At 53.1% G+C, this 19247-nt stretch carries 19 protein-coding genes; 13 read left to right on the top strand and 6 right to left on the bottom strand.

Annotation, left to right across the window (positions count from 1 at the left end; translation table 11 throughout):
• Positions 1 to 81: 81 nt before the first annotated feature.
• On the top strand, positions 82 to 1287 hold the full coding sequence (locus tag HXY34_08470) for a cation:proton antiporter (GenBank protein ID NWF96164.1): 1206 nt from the start codon (positions 82 to 84) through the stop codon (positions 1285 to 1287).
• A gap of 336 nt (positions 1288 to 1623) precedes the next feature.
• Here HXY34_08470 and HXY34_08465 read toward each other — a convergent pair whose 3' ends face one another.
• Positions 1624 to 2172, bottom strand: coding sequence for a single-stranded DNA-binding protein (locus HXY34_08465; protein NWF96163.1), 549 nt, complete (start codon positions 2170 to 2172; stop codon positions 1624 to 1626).
• Between the two features lie 349 nt (positions 2173 to 2521).
• Here HXY34_08465 and HXY34_08460 point away from each other — a divergent pair, with 349 nt between their 5' ends.
• A complete protein-coding gene (locus HXY34_08460) occupies positions 2522 to 3073 on the top strand; it encodes a hypothetical protein (GenBank protein NWF96162.1) in 552 nt (183 codons plus the stop codon).
• Positions 3070 to 4449, top strand: a complete 1380-nt coding sequence (locus HXY34_08455; protein NWF96161.1) for a hypothetical protein — start codon at positions 3070 to 3072, stop codon at positions 4447 to 4449. The genes HXY34_08460 and HXY34_08455 overlap by 4 nt, the downstream gene beginning before the upstream one ends.
• Before the next feature lie 456 nt (positions 4450 to 4905).
• Here the strand turns inward: HXY34_08455 and HXY34_08450 are convergent, their stop codons facing one another.
• Entirely contained in the window at positions 4906 to 7173 is a 2268-nt protein-coding gene (locus HXY34_08450; GenBank protein ID NWF96160.1) for a hypothetical protein, read from the bottom strand.
• Positions 7174 to 7232: 59 nt separating this feature from the next.
• A complete protein-coding gene (locus HXY34_08445) occupies positions 7233 to 8636 on the bottom strand; it encodes a cation-efflux pump (GenBank protein NWF96159.1) in 1404 nt (467 codons plus the stop codon).
• A gap of 239 nt (positions 8637 to 8875) precedes the next feature.
• Here HXY34_08445 and HXY34_08440 point away from each other — a divergent pair, with 239 nt between their 5' ends.
• On the top strand, positions 8876 to 10030 hold the full coding sequence (locus tag HXY34_08440; GenBank protein ID NWF96158.1) for a pyridoxal phosphate-dependent aminotransferase: 1155 nt from the start codon (positions 8876 to 8878) through the stop codon (positions 10028 to 10030).
• Here the strand turns inward: HXY34_08440 and HXY34_08435 are convergent.
• On the bottom strand, positions 10027 to 11325 hold the full coding sequence (locus HXY34_08435) for a glutamine synthetase (protein NWF96157.1): 1299 nt from the start codon (positions 11323 to 11325) through the stop codon (positions 10027 to 10029). The genes HXY34_08440 and HXY34_08435 overlap by 4 nt on opposite strands.
• Before the next feature lie 65 nt (positions 11326 to 11390).
• On the bottom strand, positions 11391 to 11735 hold the full coding sequence (locus HXY34_08430) for a hypothetical protein (GenBank protein ID NWF96156.1): 345 nt from the start codon (positions 11733 to 11735) through the stop codon (positions 11391 to 11393).
• A gap of 69 nt (positions 11736 to 11804) precedes the next feature.
• Between HXY34_08430 and HXY34_08425 the strand changes: the two genes are divergently transcribed.
• The 4 genes from HXY34_08425 to HXY34_08410 all read left to right on the top strand — a co-directional run bounded on the left by HXY34_08425 (position 11805) and on the right by HXY34_08410 (position 14998).
• Positions 11805 to 12629 carry a DUF72 domain-containing protein gene (locus HXY34_08425; GenBank protein ID NWF96155.1) on the top strand — a complete coding sequence of 275 codons (825 nt, stop codon included), beginning with the start codon at positions 11805 to 11807 and terminating at the stop codon, positions 12627 to 12629.
• A 99-nt stretch (positions 12630 to 12728) separates the two neighbouring features.
• Complete coding sequence (locus HXY34_08420; GenBank protein ID NWF96154.1) at positions 12729 to 13181, top strand: ribosomal protein L13e; 453 nt, start codon at positions 12729 to 12731, stop codon at positions 13179 to 13181.
• Positions 13182 to 13212: 31 nt separating this feature from the next.
• Positions 13213 to 14322: a carbohydrate kinase family protein gene (locus tag HXY34_08415; protein ID NWF96153.1), complete on the top strand. Its 1110-nt coding sequence runs from the start codon at positions 13213 to 13215 to the stop codon at positions 14320 to 14322.
• A gap of 175 nt (positions 14323 to 14497) precedes the next feature.
• Positions 14498 to 14998: a hypothetical protein gene (locus HXY34_08410; GenBank protein NWF96152.1), complete on the top strand. Its 501-nt coding sequence runs from the start codon at positions 14498 to 14500 to the stop codon at positions 14996 to 14998.
• Between the two features lie 181 nt (positions 14999 to 15179).
• Here the strand turns inward: HXY34_08410 and HXY34_08405 are convergent, their stop codons facing one another.
• On the bottom strand, positions 15180 to 15746 hold the full coding sequence (locus HXY34_08405) for a hypothetical protein (protein NWF96151.1): 567 nt from the start codon (positions 15744 to 15746) through the stop codon (positions 15180 to 15182).
• A gap of 202 nt (positions 15747 to 15948) precedes the next feature.
• Between HXY34_08405 and HXY34_08400 the strand changes: the two genes are divergently transcribed.
• From HXY34_08400 to HXY34_08380, 5 genes are all read left to right on the top strand, one after another.
• Positions 15949 to 16938, top strand: a complete 990-nt coding sequence (locus tag HXY34_08400; protein ID NWF96150.1) for a hypothetical protein — start codon at positions 15949 to 15951, stop codon at positions 16936 to 16938.
• Positions 16939 to 16967: 29 nt separating this feature from the next.
• A complete protein-coding gene (locus tag HXY34_08395) occupies positions 16968 to 17441 on the top strand; it encodes a hypothetical protein (GenBank protein ID NWF96149.1) in 474 nt (157 codons plus the stop codon).
• A gap of 57 nt (positions 17442 to 17498) precedes the next feature.
• On the top strand, positions 17499 to 18059 hold the full coding sequence (locus HXY34_08390; protein ID NWF96148.1) for a hypothetical protein: 561 nt from the start codon (positions 17499 to 17501) through the stop codon (positions 18057 to 18059).
• Between the two features lie 63 nt (positions 18060 to 18122).
• Positions 18123 to 18872 carry a hypothetical protein gene (locus HXY34_08385; GenBank protein NWF96147.1) on the top strand — a complete coding sequence of 250 codons (750 nt, stop codon included), beginning with the start codon at positions 18123 to 18125 and terminating at the stop codon, positions 18870 to 18872.
• A 154-nt stretch (positions 18873 to 19026) separates the two neighbouring features.
• Positions 19027 to 19247, top strand: a 221-nt coding sequence (locus HXY34_08380) for a hypothetical protein (GenBank protein ID NWF96146.1), incomplete at its 3' end; no start/stop codon positions are given.

Raw genomic sequence — 19247 nt, 5'->3', positions numbered from 1 at the left:
CGCTCTCTGGACTGTGGGGCGCCTCCCGTGGAGCATCGAACCATTGGTAGGACATAATAGTCAGATTGCCATTGTAGAGTTGTGGTCAGTGATCCTGGAGTCCTCTTCCTCTATCAGATTGGGCTTCTCATTGTAGTGGTGTCGCTGGTGACCGCTCTGTTCAGGCGAGCGCACCTTCCCGGTCTCATAGGAGCAGTCGTTGTGGGCTTCTTCATTGGCGGTCCCGGCGGACTGGGACTCGTTACCGACCTTGCAACCGTCAATGTGCTTGCAGTCCTTGGTATCGTACTCCTGCTCTTCGTCACTGGTCTCGAGTTTGATGTCGCGGACTTTTGGAGGTCAAGCAGAACTGCGTTCTCGGTCACAACGGCTGGCGTCATGCTGTCAGTCCTGTGTGGGTTTGCTCTCGGCATCGCGCTTGGTTGGTCTGGTCCTGCATCTTTCATTCTAGGAGTAGTGATAGCTCCAAGTGGAACAAGTGTAGTAGCGGCAGTACTTGCCACTAACAGGTTAGTGGGGACCAAGTCTGGCTCAACCTTGCTTACTGCCTGTGTTGTTGATGATGTGGAGGGGATAGTACTGCTCACAATCGCCCTCAGTTTCCTTGCAGGTGGTGTATTCTCGCCATCGAGTCTGGCACAGAGCACTGTCTTCTCGATTGTGTTCATAATGGGGTCGCTTCTCTTGGGCGACAAGTTCCTCCCACGCATCATTGAGCGGTTCGAGCTGTCAGTTGGCAGGGACACCCTATTCACCGTGCTGATTGGCTTCGGCCTGCTGTTCGCATTTGCTGCCACGCTTGTTGGACTCTCCGCCATAACTGGAGCATTCATATTGGGAGCTGTCATTCCCCACAGACCGATTGGTGAGGAACTGGCAAGACAGGTCGCAATTATGAAGGATCTATTCGCTGGCCTCTTCTTCGCCAGCATCGGACTGAGCATCAATCCATATGGGATTCCATCTGTCCTGCCTATCGCGCTGGTGGTTCTGGCTGTAGCAATGGTATCACGGCTGTCTGGGGGATTCCTCGGTGGCTGCATCACAAGGGCAGAGCGAAGAGCCCTTCCCGTGATTGTCTTAGGTCTAAGCGTCAGGGCAGAGATGTCGCTCATCATCGCTAGAGAGGCTGTCTCTCTTGGTGTACTAGGAATGGAGTTCCTTGCCCTCACGACCGTGATGGTCATCGGTTCAATCTTACTCGTTCTTCCTCTGTTCTCCAAGATGGCATTGTCGTTCAGTGGCGACCTCGAGGCGGGTGCGCCAAGCCCAGTAAGTGAGAAGTGAGTCCAGTTGTTGCCTGAACTCCCATCGTCGCAGCATCGGTTTCGACTGTGTCGCCGGCCCCATTCTGGTATCCCCCTATTGTGCCCCAACCGATTCCACCAGTAGAAGCTCACCTCAATCTGACAAGCGTAAGACTGAACGAGAGTGGGGCCTCTGCATGGCGAGCGTCTTGTCCTTCTCTAGTCAGTCCTTACACGCCTCGTTGAAGAGGTACTCTTGGTTGAAAACGCATTTGGAAAAAGTAAGATGAACTGCGCCCAGTGGACGCAGCTCAGGAATGTACAGGGTGAGTGTCGTCCACTCACCATTACATGGTAGTTGTGTCGGTTTCCCGGACTAGCGCCTGTCGCGCCTTCCGTAACTGCCGCCACTTCTGCCGCCGCGGCCACCATATCCGCCGCTGCTTCTGCCGCCGTAGCCACCGCCGCCATAGCTGCGGCCGCTACCGCCGCCATAGCCGCCCTCTCGGTTTCCATCACGATTGCCGAAGTCCCGTCTTGGTCGTCGGTCATCATCGTGTTCTTCAGCAGACATGTCAACCTCCCTGTTGACCTCTTCGATTGGCACTTCTGCTTCGGTCAATTCACCATACTTGCCGATGTTCAGTCGCAAGTTTCCTCTGAAGAGGCCACAATAGCCGTTCTTCAGTGTGTAAGTTGTACCGACCTTGACCGAGTCGATATGATCGTCCCAGAGGGGCATCTGAACGGTTCCGGTCGAGTCACCAACCACTGCGTCTAGTACACGGTGCGTATCACCACTGTCGCGAGATGAAACCTCGCGTTCCTGACCTGCCTCCAAGACTCTGAAGGATATTGTCAGGTTCTTCATGCGTGGCTTTAGTTCAGCCACTGTGGCCTGAATGGGCTCACTGTCATAAGTCATTTCGTATCTCTCTCATGTGCATTCGTGCACGAATAGCAGGACTATCAAAAACAGCGTGTTCCTCTGGGGAGGTGCGACATGGGAACCCCACTCACTTACTCTTTCAAAGAAGGCGCGTATACTTGCTTTTCCTGCACATAGTGTGTCTGAACCATCCCTTATTAGCCTGTGCATTGCAACACATCGCTTCCATGTCATGCTTCTCCCTTCAAGGGAGTCGTCTGGTCACATTTGGTGTGTCCACACATAGTAGCGGAGTGTGGCCATCACAGATGAGCATAAGAAGCTCCCGGACTCTGTGCAGGACCTGTTGACATGGCATGTTGCGCTAGACACAGGTGCAGCTACAATGACCGAGCTGATGGCAGTCATTGGCATCGTCTTTCTGCTCTTCCGTGTGTGGTTGGTAGAGATCAAGCTCCCCGACGAGCTGCAGTTCCGGCGGCGTTATCTGAGCCGCGTGATAAACTACTATACGGCTCTTTCGTTCGCGTTCTCGCTCAGCTCAATAGTGCTCAATCTCATAGTGATGATCAGCTTTCCAATACTGCTCGTGACGACGGGCTGGGACGTCAACTTCTATCGTCGCTTCCGAAGCCGCGACTACTGGAAGAAGAACCGGCGTTGGTTGATCTTGGAACGCCTCACACTTCATCCCCCTGTCTTTGGACTAGGGCTTGCCATGATTCTTCTCGGCGCGGAGCCTCTCATCCGTGTTCCTAACCTGCTCTTCATACTTGCTGCCGCGGTCTTGTTGTACGTCCCCTTCTTCTTGTTCGATGCCCGCTGGACTGACCGCTACAACTGGCCACAAGCACCAATCGTGATACTACTAGTCGGGTCGTCCTCGGTCGCGATGGCCCTCGCTCAAGTACTGATATGGGGTGTTCCGCTCTGGTGACCACGCTGCCCCTTGGCAACTTGGTACGCACAAGCCCCTTCTGGGTGTACTTCCGGAGTTCTCGACTCTTGAAGGCTGCTCTCGTCTTCAATGTGGCCTATTATGTGGCGGTCGTCCTCCTCTTTCTCTTCCACCTCGGAACAGGCGGGATTGAATCAACGATACTCATGTTAGACTTCCAAGTGTTCTATGCGGCAGGACAGATGATCCGGGTCTCTCCCGCTGACCTGTACACAGTCAGTCCGAACGGCCTCCCCTACAGGTACTTTCCACTCTTTGGCATGATTATGTCCCTGTTCGTGTCCTTCCCAGTCGAGGTCTTGTACATTCTCGATATCTCGCTGATGATGGTGTGCAACTGTGGCACAGTATACATGGCATTCCATGTCTGTCTCACCTATGGTGTTTCGGTCGAGACCAAGAACTTCGAGAAGTCGCTGACCGTCCTGTCTATTGCTCCTCCCCACATTGTCAACCTCGTTCTCGGACAGATCTCACAGCTCGTTGTGTTGATGGCACTGGTGGTCCTCTTCCTGCTGAGGACTATGAAGACAGACAGACTACTTCCTCACTTCTGGGTGGGCCTGTTGGTGGGGCTGGTCTCCAGCATGAAACCTTTCATGCTGCTCCTTGTCCCCTTCCTCATTCCTCTTTCGCACCCTGTGCGCTCCACACTGAGAAGACAGCTGGTACCACTGGCAGGCACGACAGCAGGGCTTTCAACGGCCTTGGCTCCCAGTGTGTTGTTCTTCCTGATGTGGCCCACTTCAGTGACAGACTTCCTAGAGGTCAACTTCGTTCACTACTTGGATGGTCATCACAGCACGAGCATTACGAGTCTTGTCATCCATCTATTGCCGCAGTTGGCAGAGGCATACCCGAGGTTCCTGTTGAGCCTCGCACTCGGTGTGCTCATCTTCGCCAAGAGCTTCTCCCGGTTCATCATGACGCCGGCTGGCGAAAAGGACTATCTCTCCCACTTCTCGGACATGATGTTCTTGGTGCTCCTTGTGTATTCAGACTCATGGTTTCTCTTTCTAGCCATCTGGTACTCGTTTCTGGCGCCTTCGATGCTGCTCCTGTACCAACGTTGTGTGTTCTTGTCAGACGCGACAAAGCGGCTTGACCTGTTGTGGTCAGGGGCGAACAACCTCTTGGCGTTCTTCTCTATCGGCGTGGTCCTCCACTACCTCATTCTGGGCTTTGACCCGGTCATTCCTGTGTGGCTCACTATTCTCTACCTCCTGTACCAGTCCCTGCTGAAGACGAAACGAAACGCTGCATCAGTCGAGTCCTGTGCTCCACCAGGCTCGTCCAGTAATAGCGGTCCGCTCACTGAGGTCTATTCATCCGTCGACTGCGAAAGGCTATCATAGGTGTTCTGTCATCACAGTGCAGTGCGTTCTAGTCTTAGGGCGGTAATGCAGCGGCCCTCCGTGTTTTCAGATAGACATAGGCGAGTCCAGCGAAGACACCGGACAATAGGTAGAGAACAAGAGGCATCCAGAGTACCTCCAGTCGCAGCAGGAACGACAAGGACCTGCCATATCCGTATAGTACTGATCGCCCAGAGAACGTTTGCCGACACAGGTCCATTTCCCTCTGGCTTCTGTTCCGGGGTGGCCGTCACAGGTCTGACTTCTTCGCTCATTCTTGTTCTTCCGTCTACCGAACTTTGACGCATGAAACATGACCTCCCGCACCACTCTCATGCATACTCACCACTGATGTTGACTTGACGCTGACCTGCTGGAAGAGAAACGAATCCGTTCATACTCCACTGTTGCTCGCTTAGGGACTGTTGTTGGCTCCTGCTTGTTGAGACTCGTCTGCTAGTGACAAATAGGCAGGTTCAGCGCAATGTACGACACGACTCCGAAGTCATCTCGGCTTCCAAGCCCATTCTCCATATAGCCACCGAGCTGGTTCACCACTATCTTGGCCACCAAGAATCCCAGTGAGCTCCTGCCATGGGTGACAGTTTCAGGGTCCGGTGACGTCATCAAACCGGTATTCATCCTTGTCTTGGGAATCTCAAGTTTCACTTGCCACCAGTCCCTTCCCATCGCTACAATGGGAACTACACTAATCCACATTTCCTCGGTCTCTCTGGGAAGTTCTACTGCTGTGTAGAGTAGGTTGAGAATGGCTGCCCGGAGGAGGTTGTTTCCTAGCACATACGCACGGCTGGTTTCTGTACTTATGTTGATGACCAGCCCCGGAATGCTCAGATTCTGCATGACTGTGTCTAGCGCGTGGACAACCTCTGAAACGAGGTCCGTCCTTGTCTCAGTCAAGCGCTGCCAAATCTCTGTATCATTCAACAACCGCACGTTGCCTATGAGCTGGTCGGCCATCGAAACAGCATGGCGTGCGTCCCTCAGCAGTCTCTCTCTGGTATCACTGTTCATACTCTCAGATGACAGAAGCTCCAGAGTGGTCAACGTGATCTGATTGTGGTTGGTGATGTCGTGCATCAGCAGGTCTGCATACATTGCTGCTCTCTTGTGGGACTCCTCAGCTTGTTGCATCGCTCGCATGTATAGAAAGCCGACAAGTGCAGGACCAGTCAGAAGACCCAGAAACATCACAAGTTCTGAGACCCACCAGCCGGGGGTGAAAGGCAGATAGTAGCTCTTGAGTGTATAGGGGACTATCCAGACTACCAGAAAACCTGTGATGAAACTCTCAAATGGAACTGCGTCTGCATTACTAGAGGAGAGCATGAAGACCAGATATGCGATACCGAACATGACGAGGGAGTTAAAACCGAGAAGCATCCTGTTTCCGATAAGATTCCCGTGCTGAATCAGACCGTACGCCCATATGATCTGGTTCATACCTTCAGCGACGCCAACTGCCAATAGGACGAGTGATGCCGATGCCAGAAAACGCCTTGGACTCATGACCAAGGATGCACTGTTGTTTTCCCAGTACCACTTGTGAACAAGGTAGAGAAAGAAGAGTGTGACAATCGAACCTACCAGATACGGTGCGTTCGAAGTGCCGAGCGGAATCGGGCTAGCCGTGAAGGCAGGCACAATGGAAATGAATGCCACTCCCGTCCAGACTATGAATACCATACTGAGTGGGTACTGCGTGCGCGAAGGTCTGACACGTGAATAGACTGTGAGAAGTGCTGCCATTATGGCTGACAGTGAAGCCATTCCCACATGTACTATTGCATAAGCGAGGACATTCCCTGCCTCGAAGGGCTCAGTCCTTGAGGCCGACTCCAAGATTGTGGTGACCAGTAGTGGAAGGTATGCGGAGAGAGCAAGGAAGACTACCATTCCATAACTGGCGCGACGGCCATAGCCAGTCCGCCTCAGCAACGGAACCCCTAGAGAAACTCCGAACAGCAGGAGGGCAGCTGTCTGAAGGTTCTCTGCGTATATCCATAACAATGACGATGTGATGAAAGACTCTGTGAGGAGCAGGCTTGAACCAATCAGTAGAACGCAGGCGGTGACAAAGTAGCCGCAGTCTAGAGGCAGGTATTCTCTTCTCAGTCTGTAAGCCAGACGAGGCATCACGAGGAGTCCTGAGACCGCAACCGCGCATGCCACAATGCCTATGGCAGTCGCAAGGGGACTCGGTTCCGAAGCCACGAAGCAATCCACATAGACATAGACCACGAGCGGGGTCAGCGTAGTGGCCAGTCCAAACACCCTACTATAGCCGCGTGACAGGGAATCTTGCGGTTCATCCCTAGTCACAGATGCAACCACTAGAAGGAGGACGACAAGCATCAGTCCGAACTGCTGGGCTACAAGCATACCATCATGTATCTGGGCTGGCACTTCAGTGACTGGAACGATATGCCTCAGTGCTCTTTCGACATTGCTCACCACAACGAGCAGAAACGCAGAGGCAAGTATCATCCGGGCTCTTGAGAATCTTCTAAACAGTGTGACAATGACAGCTGCAGCAGGTATTGATGCCCAGTAGGCCAGTAGTGTATGCACTCCTACTCTTGTCGCGTGCGATAGAGAGACAATGCTGACGCCTCCGATTGCCAATAGCGTGGACCCGAGTGTGAGTGGGACTATCAGTAGGACCTTCGCGATGTCTCTCCTAGTGCCTACTAGACTGTACACAGTCTGGACTTGTTCCTACCGGAGAAAAAACTATCTTGCTTGCAGTGATTTCCGACACTCTATGGTATTGGACGGCTTTGTGATGGTTCCAAGTGCACAGTGACACTTAGGACTTCAGGAATCCCCTGCTTCACCCTTCGTTCTATCTCCTCTGCAAGCTCGTGACTGTCTGCCAGAGATGTGTTGCCGTCGACCTCACAGGTCAGACATACTGCGAATCCGTGTCGGTCCTTTGTCACGATGACATCACGGCAGTTGTCAGCTCCTTTGACTTCATCTACGACAGCTCTGACGTATTCGACTATCCTCTCGGTACTTGCAGTTACGACCTCTGCTGACGTGACGTACTCATCCGACTCGAGATGGAAGACTACACTCCTAAGTTCCGGAATCTCGCGCTTCAAGGCGGCCTCCAGAACTTCACTCACAGAGTGAGCCCTCTCTAGTGTCAGCTCTGATGACATTTCCAAGTCTGCCACAAGATACACCCCGTCTGACATGGTCCTCATCCGCACATTATGCATGTTGACTTTGCTTGGGTGTCTCCTGACAACCGACTCAACTCTCTCGTATAGGTTCGAACCCCGTCCATGTGCAACTGTCGCGTTGGTAGGTTCAACATGAACAATGACGTCTGCTTCATGGGCCGCAAGTGCCGACACTCTGGCTTCGACCATGTCTGCAATTGCATGAGCCCTCTCCAATCCCGTATTGCTCTCCACGGTCACTATGATGTCCACAAAGAGCTTTGGGCCCGCCATCCGAGTCCTTATTCTTGAGCAGTCAACCACAGATGGAATGTCTGCGCAGACTTCCCTGATCTTTTCTCTGACCCCATCGGGGGCTCGATCAGTGAGATAGTCATACGACCTGCGCGCTAGTCGATATGACACGAGCAGTATGACCACTGAGACGCCAAGTGCTCCCAGCGAGTCCCCAATTGGAAAGCCGACAGCCACAAGTCCCAGTCCGCAAAGCACCACGACAGAGCTGAGCATGTCTGTACTGAAATGCAGTGCGTCGGCCTCGAGTGCTTGGCTCCCGTGTGTCCTTGCAGTCTTCATGAGCATCCGGCTTCTCTCATAGTCAATCACGATGCTCGTAATCATTACTGCGATGCCCGTGACTGATGCTTCGATGACAGTCCCCTCAACTATCCTCCGCGTAGCCTCATATATTATCCAACCCGCTGTCACCCAGAGTATGATGGTTTCGGCCAGTGCTGCAAAGTTCTCAATCTTGCCGTGTCCGTAGTGGTGTTCGCCATCAGCAATGACAGCTGCCTTCTTCACAGCAACGAGTGTGATGGCTGCCGCCAGCAAGTCGAGACCGCTGTGCAGGGCCTCAGAAACAATTCCTATCGAGTTAGTGGCAATTCCCACAACGAGCTTGATTGCAGTCAACATTGCTGCTGCTGCAACTGAGAAGACTGCCGCTCGCCGAACTTCTTGTCGTGCGCTCATGGTGTGCAGGCCTTCCATGCGCTTTCTCGGCTCCACCTTTAATGGTTGTGCTGGAAATCACCCAGTGTCAGATATGCTGCACATCATGTGACTGGTCTTGGAACTGAGCATGGTATGCTTCCCTTGACTAGGCCGAGTCCTCCAGTGTCGCAGACCATCTTGGTTAAGAGCGGTCGTCGTGATATGCCAACCATACTGCTTGCAAATCCTGTTCTGTATCATGCTTGGTGGGAATGTATATGAAGTATCAGACCGAACACATAAGACCTCCTCCAATCGTAGAGCTTGGCGAGGTGGCACGGAGGTACTCGGCATTTTCTGACTATATCAACCTCGGTCAGGGCCTTCCGGGGCATGTGCCACCTGCAGAATCCCTGAAGTTGACCGCGGAGCAGTTTGAGCTTCCATATATTCACCAGTACACTGCTGACCACGGACTCATTGACCTCAGAGAGGACCTGTCACTGTATCTTCGCGGCACTCACAGTATCGATGTCGACCCGGAAAAGGAAGTCGTCATAACGGGTGGGGCGAACCAGGCTCTTCTCGGGGCAGTCTTGACCATTGTTGGCGTTGGTGACGAGGTAGTCATGCCCTCACCATACTACTTCAACTCGGTCATGGCGGTTCAGCTGTGCAGAGGACATGTAGCTGAGGTGCCCTTGAATCATGAGTTTCAGCCAATGGTCGACGAGATTGCAAAGGCAATTCGACCGAACACAAGGGCGGTGCTTCTGGTGACTCCGAATAATCCTACGGGTGCCGTCTACGACCAACGTGCAATCGATGAGATCCTAGACATATGTGTTGAACATGACATCATACTCATTTCAGATGAGACCTACTCGCGAATGGTCTTTGAGGATGCCCGTCACTACAGTCCCGCCACCAGGAGGGATCTACGCGAGCATGTGGTCATGATTGGGAGTTTCTCAAAGATCTTCGGTATGTCGGGCTGGAGGGTAGGGTTTGTCGTAGGAAGTGAGCGCTTCATACAGGAGTACCTGAAAGTCCATGACACCATGGCAGTCTGTGCACCGGCAGTGTCTCAGGTACTTGCACTTGATGTGCTGAGGCAGGGCAGCGACTTTGTTGAGCGGGAACTCAAACGACTTGAGAGACTGCGCGAGCATGCATATATGCGACTGGCGAGGATTGATGGCTTGGAGTGTGTCAGAACCAAGGGGACGTTCTATCTGTTCCCGCGTATACGAGACTGCAAGGACTCCAGACGACTCACACTTGACCTCCTTGCGAAGGCACATCTACTTCTTCTGCCGGGGTCCATCTTTGGTGCCGCTGGAGAGGGGCATGTCCGCATCTCCATTGGCCATTTGACACCAGAGGTACTTGACGATGCCCTAGACAGGTTGGAACGCTATCTTGGACACTAGGTCCCAGAGTACGTGTCCCACTCCCACTCGGTGACTACATGGTTGCAGTAGTCACTCCACTCTCTTCGCTTCAGGCTGACGTACTTCCTCACTAGCTGCTGTCCGAGCGCCTCGATAAGCACGCTGTCATGCTCCAGCGCGTCCAGTGCAGCCCCTAGATTCGAAGGTAGCGTTGTGATGCCGAGGCTCTCCCTCTGTTCGTCGCTCATTGCAAAGACGTCCCTCGTGCATGGTTCAGGAGGCTTCATCTTTCGGCTGATGCCGTCCATGCCTGCCGCAATGATTGCCGCGAACAACAAGTACGGGTTGCACGCAGGATCTGGAGACCTCAACTCGACTGCGGCCTTCTGACTATCGACAAAGAGTGGGACTCTTATCAGCACCGTGCGATTGGTTGGTCCCCAACAGACATAGACCGGCGCCTCGTGATGGGGCACCAGCCGCTTGTATGAGTTGACAGTCGGGTTTGCAAAGGCAGTGATTGCAGGGGCATGCTGAATCAGGCCAGCTACGAACATCATGGCCGTTTCCGAGAGTTCTGACCCACCGTGACCGAAGAGGTTCTTGTCACCATCCCACAACTGAAGATGACAATGAAGCCCGTTGCCAGCCGCTCCCTCAAAGGGCTTCGGCATGAAGGTCACATCAAATCCGTCTTCCCGAGCGATTGCCCGTGCGATGTTCTTGAACAGGACTATGTTGTCTGCAGCCTTCCTTGCATCCTCGAAGTCAATCTCAATCTCCACTTGGGAGTGTCCGTGTTCGTGATGTGCCACCTTGACACCCATCCCGGCGTCTTGGATAGTGGAAGCGATTCTAAGCAATGTGTCAGCACCGGGGTTTTGGGGATACGTGTCTGCGTATTCTCCATAGTCGAACAGCTCGCCTTCCATCGTGATGAAATGGAACTCGGGTTCTATCTTCACCTTGAGCTGTCTTGTTCCAAGACACTTCTCATAGACTGAGAGAAACACACTTCTTGCGTCAAGTGGGTACAACGAGTCCTGACCCGGAATGACCTTCTTGCGTATTGAACACATCACTCCGGCGGTTCTTTGACTCGTATACGGCAGCTCTATCAGACTGGACACGTCCGGTTCGAGTCTGAGATCTGATGCTTCCACATTGGCGAGCCCGGTCACCGAACTGCCATCAACGCTGGCGCCCTGTTTCAAGGCCGGGTCCTTCCTCAGTTCATCAATACTGTCCACTGGTCGACATGGAATCACCATCGACTTGAGTCTACCAAACAGGTCGGTGAACATACACTCTACATACCTTATCTTCTCAGACATGGACTTCATCTCTGTCTAGGGCTAGGATGACGTGCTCGGATATGCCCTTGTTTAAAAGCGCTCCTCTACTGCCACAGTTCCTTGTACCATGCATCGGCATCTGCCTGACTCTCGAACTCGAGCCTGACGGACCCACTGACCACGCTCGGATTGCCGTCTCTCTCAGTGATCTCAAAGTTCATGGCTGCTATCCTGACTGCCTTCTTCTCCAAATGGACATTGCCCATGTTGCGTGCATGGAGTTTGACGACCAGCTTCTCGCCAGTGACCGTGAGTAGAAGGTCCTCATAGACCGCGGTTGCCTTCGTTTTCAGTGCACTCTGTCTGAAGGGGCCCATGTGCACCTCCAGATTGCTCAGCTCTGCCTTGACCTTCTCTGTCCTCATAGTTGCTTCATCCTGGAACCTCATTCAGGTTTCTTATGAATCTCGTCATTTCAACAGTCCTCTTCCGCAAGACAAAAACGTGCAGAACACAACATGGAACAGGTGCGGGCAGGTCTCTTCATAGGTACAAGTGGATGGTCCTATGCAACGGACTGGACCGGCGTGTTCTATGAGTCTAAGGCAAACATGCTTGAACAGTACTTCACCTACTTTGACACTTCTGAGATCAACTCGACTTTCTATGCCCTGCCGCGTCCTGAGTTCGTGTCGCATCTTGCGGAGCTGAGAGATCAGCGGAAGTTCTTTACAGCAAAGCTGCCCAAGAAGGTCACCCACGACTGCCGGCTGAACACTGATGGCGAAGGTGGTCAGACGCTACAGAGGTTCTTTGAGATCCTCTCTCCGCTTGTGAACAAGATTGCAGCACTGCTAATCCAGCTCCCTCCTTGGGACATTGACGAGATGTCTGACTTGGAAACCTTCTTGTCCGCTCTCGACTCGCGTTTTCGATACGCCATAGAGTTTCGTCATGAGAGCTGGTTAAAGGAGCCTGTCTTCTCCTTGCTCGAGAGATACCATGTCAGTTCAGTCATTGTGGATGAGCCCAAGCTTCCAATCACACTGAGACTGACTACCGACTTTGCCTACATTCGATGGCATGGACGTGGTTCGAAGCCTTGGTATCAATACCGATACTCTGAGGCAGAACTGCGAGAGTGGGTTCCCAGACTTCGTGAGTTGCAGGAGCAGACTGACTGTATATATGGCTACTTCAACAATCACTTCTCGGGCAACGCGCCTGTCAATGCCCTTCAGATGCTTCAGCTGCTGCAGGTGAGCACCCCTGAGCAGCAGGACAAACTGCGGAGGATGCTCACCGGTTCTGCCATGTCGCAGTCGTCACTGGAGGACTTCTGACATGCCGGTGCAACCGCTTCACGCATCCCCGTCTGAGGGCCATCTCGAAAGGCTAATAAGTGAACCTCAGGGGTGGGAGCCGAGTCAGGTGACCAGCATATGAGCTTCATAACAATTGCCGAACCTACTGTGAAGTCGCCCAAGGACCTAAAGTCGCGAATCGGTCGCGGATTCAGCAGAGGCGAGGTAAGTGAGGCGGGTCTCACTGTTGTGGAATGCAGGCGAATGGGTCTCATGATAGACATTCGCAGACGCAGCTCCTATCCTGAGAACGTAGAGGCTCTCAAGAGATTCCTTGAGGATATTCAGAAGATGGCAGAGTCCCTTGCCACAACTGAGGCCGAGACTCCACATGTTGATTCGACAGACCCTGTGACTGTCCTGTCTTCGCTGAGTGCGGTGAGTGCGGACGATGCCAAGCTCCTTGTGAAGGCCGGGATTCGCAGCATTGACCAGCTGGCCTATTGTGACGTCGCCAAGGTGACAAAGAAGACTGGCATCGATGAGGCGAAGCTGAAGAGCATGATAAGCGCGGCTCTCAAGAAGATTTAGTTGAACCAGTCCACTTCAAATCTGCGAGAAGGTGTTTGAGCTGGAGTTCGACCGGCTCATCCATGCTCTTGATGGGTCCCTGACCATGAGACCCCCCGTCATACTCCCTGACTTCTTTGTTGACCACTTTGTTATTGCTGGGGGTCTGGAGGCACTATTCAGAGAGATGAGGGTTGTTGCTGAACAGGGTGGCGGTAATCTCATGGGGACGAGGCATCTCATTCGTCGGGGTGGGAACTCGCCCAACACTGCCTCTGCGCTGCTCTCTCTCGGGCTTGCGCCCGTGTTGATCACAAAGACGGACCCCCAAGGGGCCGCTCTACTTCGTGCGCTCACAGACCCCACGATGGACCTGAGTCACGTACATTGCGATGGCAGACTGGCAGCCACAGTATCCATTGAGGCTGAATACAATGGGCGAAGAGTGAATCTCATGGTGAGCGATAGCGGGTCTGCAGCGGACTTTTCTTACTCGGACCTGAGTGATGCTGACTTGAGATGCATACGTGACTCGAGCCTTGTAGCACTCCTGTGCCTAAACCACAACCGGGCTGCCGCTGACCTCGCCTCCAATCTCTTTGAGATGGTTCATCAGGAGTCCAGAGCCTTGACATTCATGGACATGGGCGACCCCTCTGGCAACCCCGGCATTGTCAAGCCGCTCGTCGATAATGTGATTAGAGAGGGGCTTGTGGACATAGTCAGCATGAATGAGAATGAGGCAAGATGGTTCCTCGTCGCTCTAGAAGACAGCACGAGGGACTGGAGTCGGCTAATTGGGGAGCCTGAACTGTGGCTTGGTGCAGCTGAGCGAATATCCGCGGAGACCGGTATAAGAGTTGACCTTCACACACCACACTTCTCTGCCTCAGTGAAAGGCTCTCATTCGGTGGCAGTACCCACCTTCAGTGAAGTCAGCAGGGTGGTGTGTGGTGCTGGCGACTCGTGGAACGCTGGTGACATACTCGGCACGCTGATGAGTCTCGAGGTCGAAGACCGTCTGGTGCTGGCCAACGCAGTAGCTGCCAAGTATGTGTCATCACCAGATGCGAGACATCCCACCCGAGAAGAGGTGATGACATACCTGCGTTCGTCCCCCAGCATGTCCCATCAAGGAAAACGTCTTCTGGGCATACAGTAGTGCCTGACTGGCCGAGAGAGGCTACAGGATGCGACACATCACTGAACTCGGGTTCGTAATGTCTCTTCTCAGCTCGGTTGTCGGTCCGAGGTCCAGTTGCCTATGTCTGACTGCATAGCTATAAATGCTCTCGAGGTGAAGTTTCTGATGAATCACCGAACATGGAGGCCATCTGTTGGGTCAGATACTTGGCACTTTGACTGGCTTGATTGTTGCGTTTGTCATGTGCTTTCTACTACTCACGTTTGGTGCACTGATGCCATCTCAGCTGATTGACGCTGCCACAGTGCTTGACTTCCTGAGCAGTACAGACCTTGAGATTCGGCTGGCTGTTGTCGGCACTGTGCTCTACCCTCCTCTTCTCGGCACGCAACTGGGAGTGGGCGCGCAGAGCAGCACGGTGCTCATGTTCTTGGCATGGGGCACAGGTGGTCTGATTGCAGGTCTCATGACCCGCAACGTCCCTCCAGCTGTGTTTGCGGCGGTCTTCTCGGTCATCATCGGGGCCTTTCTGACATGGCTGCTTGTGTTCTTCATCAACACCCTTGACTTCGCTGCCATCTTCGGTGGTGAGTCTCTGTTACTGCTGCAGTTCGTCTTGGAAGGATGTCTGTACCCAGTCATTGCTGCAGGAATTGGTGGGGCTCTTGGAGGTGCAATAACACGGGAGCGCTGAAAAGAGCACTGTGGGTCTACAGCAACTGCCTCAAGGTTGGACACTCCTAGACTGATCTAGCACTAGTTCCCTGAGCCGAGCTGACCTGGGCTGAGCCGAGCTGACCTGGGCTGAGCTTGATGAGTCCTGAGGCTTCCATCCCTGCTCATGCCCAGAGTGTTTCATGGCGCCGGTGACGTCATCACTCTTCATGTCCTGTGCGAAGTGTCCTTCCGCATTCCGAGCAGAGGATTGGTATTGATCTGAAGACTGCGCCGCAAGTACATACAGTCTCTATCTTGGTCGGCAGTGGTGCATCGTGCCCTAGCATCAGGCGGCTAAGCAGCGTGGATACCGGCAGTGCTCCAATCAGCCCTATCTGTGTAATCATGCTGAAAGTAACGAATGTGAGCAGGAGTTCGAGGTTTCGTCCAGATGAAGTCCAGAATGCCGGGTCGACGAGCAGTCTTGATACAGTAGCGAAGAGGGCCGCAAAGAACCCCATCCAGAGTGTCGTTCTGCATGTGTTCCAGCCCGGTCTTGAAAAGAGCCCCATGAGTGCACCAGTGACTGCCCATACAACCAAATATGCAAATGTGGTAGTGCTGTTGAGAAGGCCCTGTGGTGTTCGGCCCAGCAACTCGCAGCCTTGGAGCAGTGGTGAGAGCAGGTCATATGGCGGCTGGTAGTAGTGCCCACTGCTCACAGTTCGGCTCAGCAGCACTGCCCCTGCAATAGTGGAGAGGAACCCTCCCGCAGAGTTTCTCATATCTTATCATTCCTGTCTGACTTGACCTACTGTCACGTAGGCGAACAGCTCATAATTGTTCCTGATTGCCCTCTGATTGTGCTCACTCCTGAATGAGCAACATACTCTCCGATGTCACCACAATCCTTTTCAGATTCAAGCGTCGTTTGTATAGATGTAGACAGTGAGCCGGGTCGAGCATAGCGAAGCGAGGTTGGACAATATGACCAGCGACTTGGAACGGGCACTCTCAAAACTCAGGTTTGATGATCAAGTACTGGGATATTCGCTCATGACTAAGGCCGGTCGACCGTTTGTCAGCTTCGCGTTTCCCGATGAGCTGTTTCCACGTGTGAAAGACAGCATCAAACTCTACAAGACCGACCTTCGACTGATGACCATCGACACAGACAAGGGACTTGTGGTACTGGCTCCCGTTGATGACAACTGGATTCTGACCGTTCTGTACGTACCGGAACTCCAGCTTGGTCTTGCGATTGCGAAGACGAAGAACGTGTTGCGCCTTCTAGAGGGTATTGAGCTACCTCCGCCCCCTGCTGACTTCGAGGAGTCCGTCGAAAGCAATCTTCAGGTGTTAGAGAGTGTGGCTATCAAGGCTGCATCTACTGCTGTGGAAATCCCCTCGGCTGCTGCGCCCACAGCGGTCGAAGAAGAAAGGGTGGAGGTTGTCGTGCCTCCCCCGAAGAAAGAACTGACGCCTGATGACTTCTATGTCATTCCGTCAACTGTGCCAACGAAGGGTGAGCAGTACTCTCGTGGACTGTCACTAGACTCCGATCTTCATCAGGAGATGAAAAAGATCTATCGGAACTTCGGCTTTGATGTCCTTATGCTTGTCGATGGTGTGAGAACAGTTGGGCAGATTGCGGAGTCGATGTTCCAGCCCACTGAACGGGTCGTCGAGCTCTTGAAGTGGGCGGCTTTCAAGAAGATTGTATCCGTCCCTGAAGTGGCGGTAGCAGAAGGAACGAAGTCTGCCGAAGCTCCAATGGGGCGGTTCGTCAAACTGCCCCTGTTCGAGGGCGATATAACCAAGGTCAGACCTGAAGACCGTCCTGTGGTCGAGCTGTGTAAGGGTGACAAGACCACCGCGGAGATTGCAGGACTTGCGGGCATACCTGAGCCGAGAGTGGTTCAGATAATCGCCGTGTACAGGAAGATTGGTATGAAGATGGTCGGAAAGACTATCTAGTCGGCTGCAAGACATCCTGAGGGATTGAGATGCCTAAGATAGAGAACCCCCTACTGCTAAGCATGTACTCGCAGACCGTCGACCGTGTGTTGTCTGAGACCTCAAATGTGGAGGAGGCCAATGCCCGGTTGAGAGATATCGGCCGGGAGATTGGCCGGCAAATCTACCTGAACACCGACATTGTGGACAAGACAAAAGAGACCCTGACCACCCGTGAGGATGTCTCCAAGTTGATCGAGGTCGTCTTCAAGATACTCTTCGACCGGCGGCCTACTGAGATTGACATGGAGACTGCAAGAGGGTCGATACGAATCTCCGACGCGTCCTGCATCTGGTGCCAAGAGGTCCATTTGGAGGGCATGAGAGGATTCGGATACTGCGAGGTCTTCAGTGGGATTCTTGAGGCAATCTTGCAGTTCAAGGGTGTCGAGTCCAAGGTCTACGAAGAGATCTGCCGTGCATCAGGAGCTTCGAGTTGCATCTGGAATGTCCGGCTTGCATAAGTAATAGCAAAGCACTTAACACTCTCTTCGCCTGCGAATAGGACTGGGAGAGAAACGATGTCCAAGGAACCCGAAGTCATTCCGTGGTGGCAAGGCAAGCTCAGAGAACGTGAGCTGATGCGTGCCTTCTTTGCGAAGACATGGACCAAGATTGGAAGCAGAATCGAGGTCATGTTTCCTGACCGTGTCAGAGACCTATACTACAGTGCAGGACGGCTTGCAGGACTGGAAGCTCAGAGAGAGTACTTCAAACTGGGCAAGCAGAAGCCTCCGGGAGACTTCAAAGGCATCATCGAGTTCATCAGGATGGCGCTCGGGACTCTGATTGTTCCCTTTGGTGACGTCAGGATAGCCAAGCTGTACAAGCTCTGGTTGGATGAAGAGGCGGTAATCGAGATTGTTGAGAACCCATATGCGGCGGGTATGCAGAGTCAGGAACCCTCATGCTACTTCCTAAAGGGTTTCATAGAAGCGGTCTTGGAGTACCTGACTGACTGGAACCGCATGGAGTTTGAGAAGCTTGTTGTGATTGAAGACACATGCATGGCGACAGGTGCGAAGTCTTGCACTTTCAAGATAACGCTCTCTTACCCGTCGAAGGGTTCAGGCCCGGGTTAGTACGATTGTTGCTCGAACGCATCGCTTAATTTACTACGGGCGTCACAAGAGATTGGAACACAGATGAAGCAGAGTGGACTCGGAAGAGCAGTTGCCCTATTCGCTCTAGTGCTCACACTGTCTGGCCTCTTCAGTCTCCACATGTCCGGACAACTGGATCGCCCCTCAGATGTACTGGCTGTTCAGGACTTGACCTTTTCCACCCCGAGTGGCTCCGTGTTCACTAACATGACCATCTCGGGATTACTTGAGATCGGGACACTAGCACTTGTCTTCCATCCATCGGGCGAAGTTGTCACCCCCTCACTTCTCATCCTCTTCTCGATGACAACGATCGCGGCCGAGAAACGCAGCGAGAGGAACATAAAGCTGAGAGACCGTGTCATGATGGAGATAGAGAGCAACCCTGGGATTCATCTGAGAGAGCTGCAACGCACTCTGGACTGTGCGATGGGTGCGTTACAATATCATCTTCAGAATCTTGAGACTGAGGGGGCAGTGACCTCTCTAAGAATCGGTAACACCCGTCACATATTCCCGGTTGACTACTCCATGGACGAACAGCTGATGCGTTTTACTGCACTGGCTAGGAACCCTGTTGTGAACGCTATCGTGCGTGAGTGCTCCGCTACTTCCATGGTCACTCAGGCCACCCTGAGTCGCAACCTCAACATCGAGAAGAGCCTAGTATCCTACTACACCAACATCCTAGTCGAGGCAGGTGTCTTGAGGACGATTCGCGTGTTTGGAAGAGAGCGTCCTCTGATGCTATCTGACTGGGCTCTCTCAGTCCTGCCTGTTGTGGGCCTCTAGAGTCCTTCTGCTGTCACACGCGAAGACTGCGACAATCTCCCCTAACGATAACAGTACTGGCCTCGTTAGTCCATTCATGTTACCATCGGAGCCATTAAGAGTCCCGTTCTCGAAGGCAGCAGTAGTGTCGAGTGACTGCTCGGAGTAGTTGAAGTTGAGTGAAAGGGACGAGACTCTAGACATCGAGGAAGACCTTGTGGAAGCTGAGGGTACAACTGCTGACAGAGTTGAGTTTGCGGTCCGTCTGGTCGATGTATCAAGAGTCTATACAGTGGGCACAAGAAAGATCAACGCCGTTATCAATGTGAGTCTTGATATCCGACCGGGCGACTATGTGGTCGTCAGAGGCGACTCTGGCTCTGGCAAGACAACCCT

The sequence above is a fragment of the Candidatus Thorarchaeota archaeon genome, from assembly GCA_013388835.1.
Taxonomy (GTDB): Archaea; Asgardarchaeota; Thorarchaeia; order Thorarchaeales; family Thorarchaeaceae; genus JACAEL01.
Note: the sequence above shows the minus strand (reverse complement) of the source record. Positions and strands in the feature narration are given on the sequence as shown.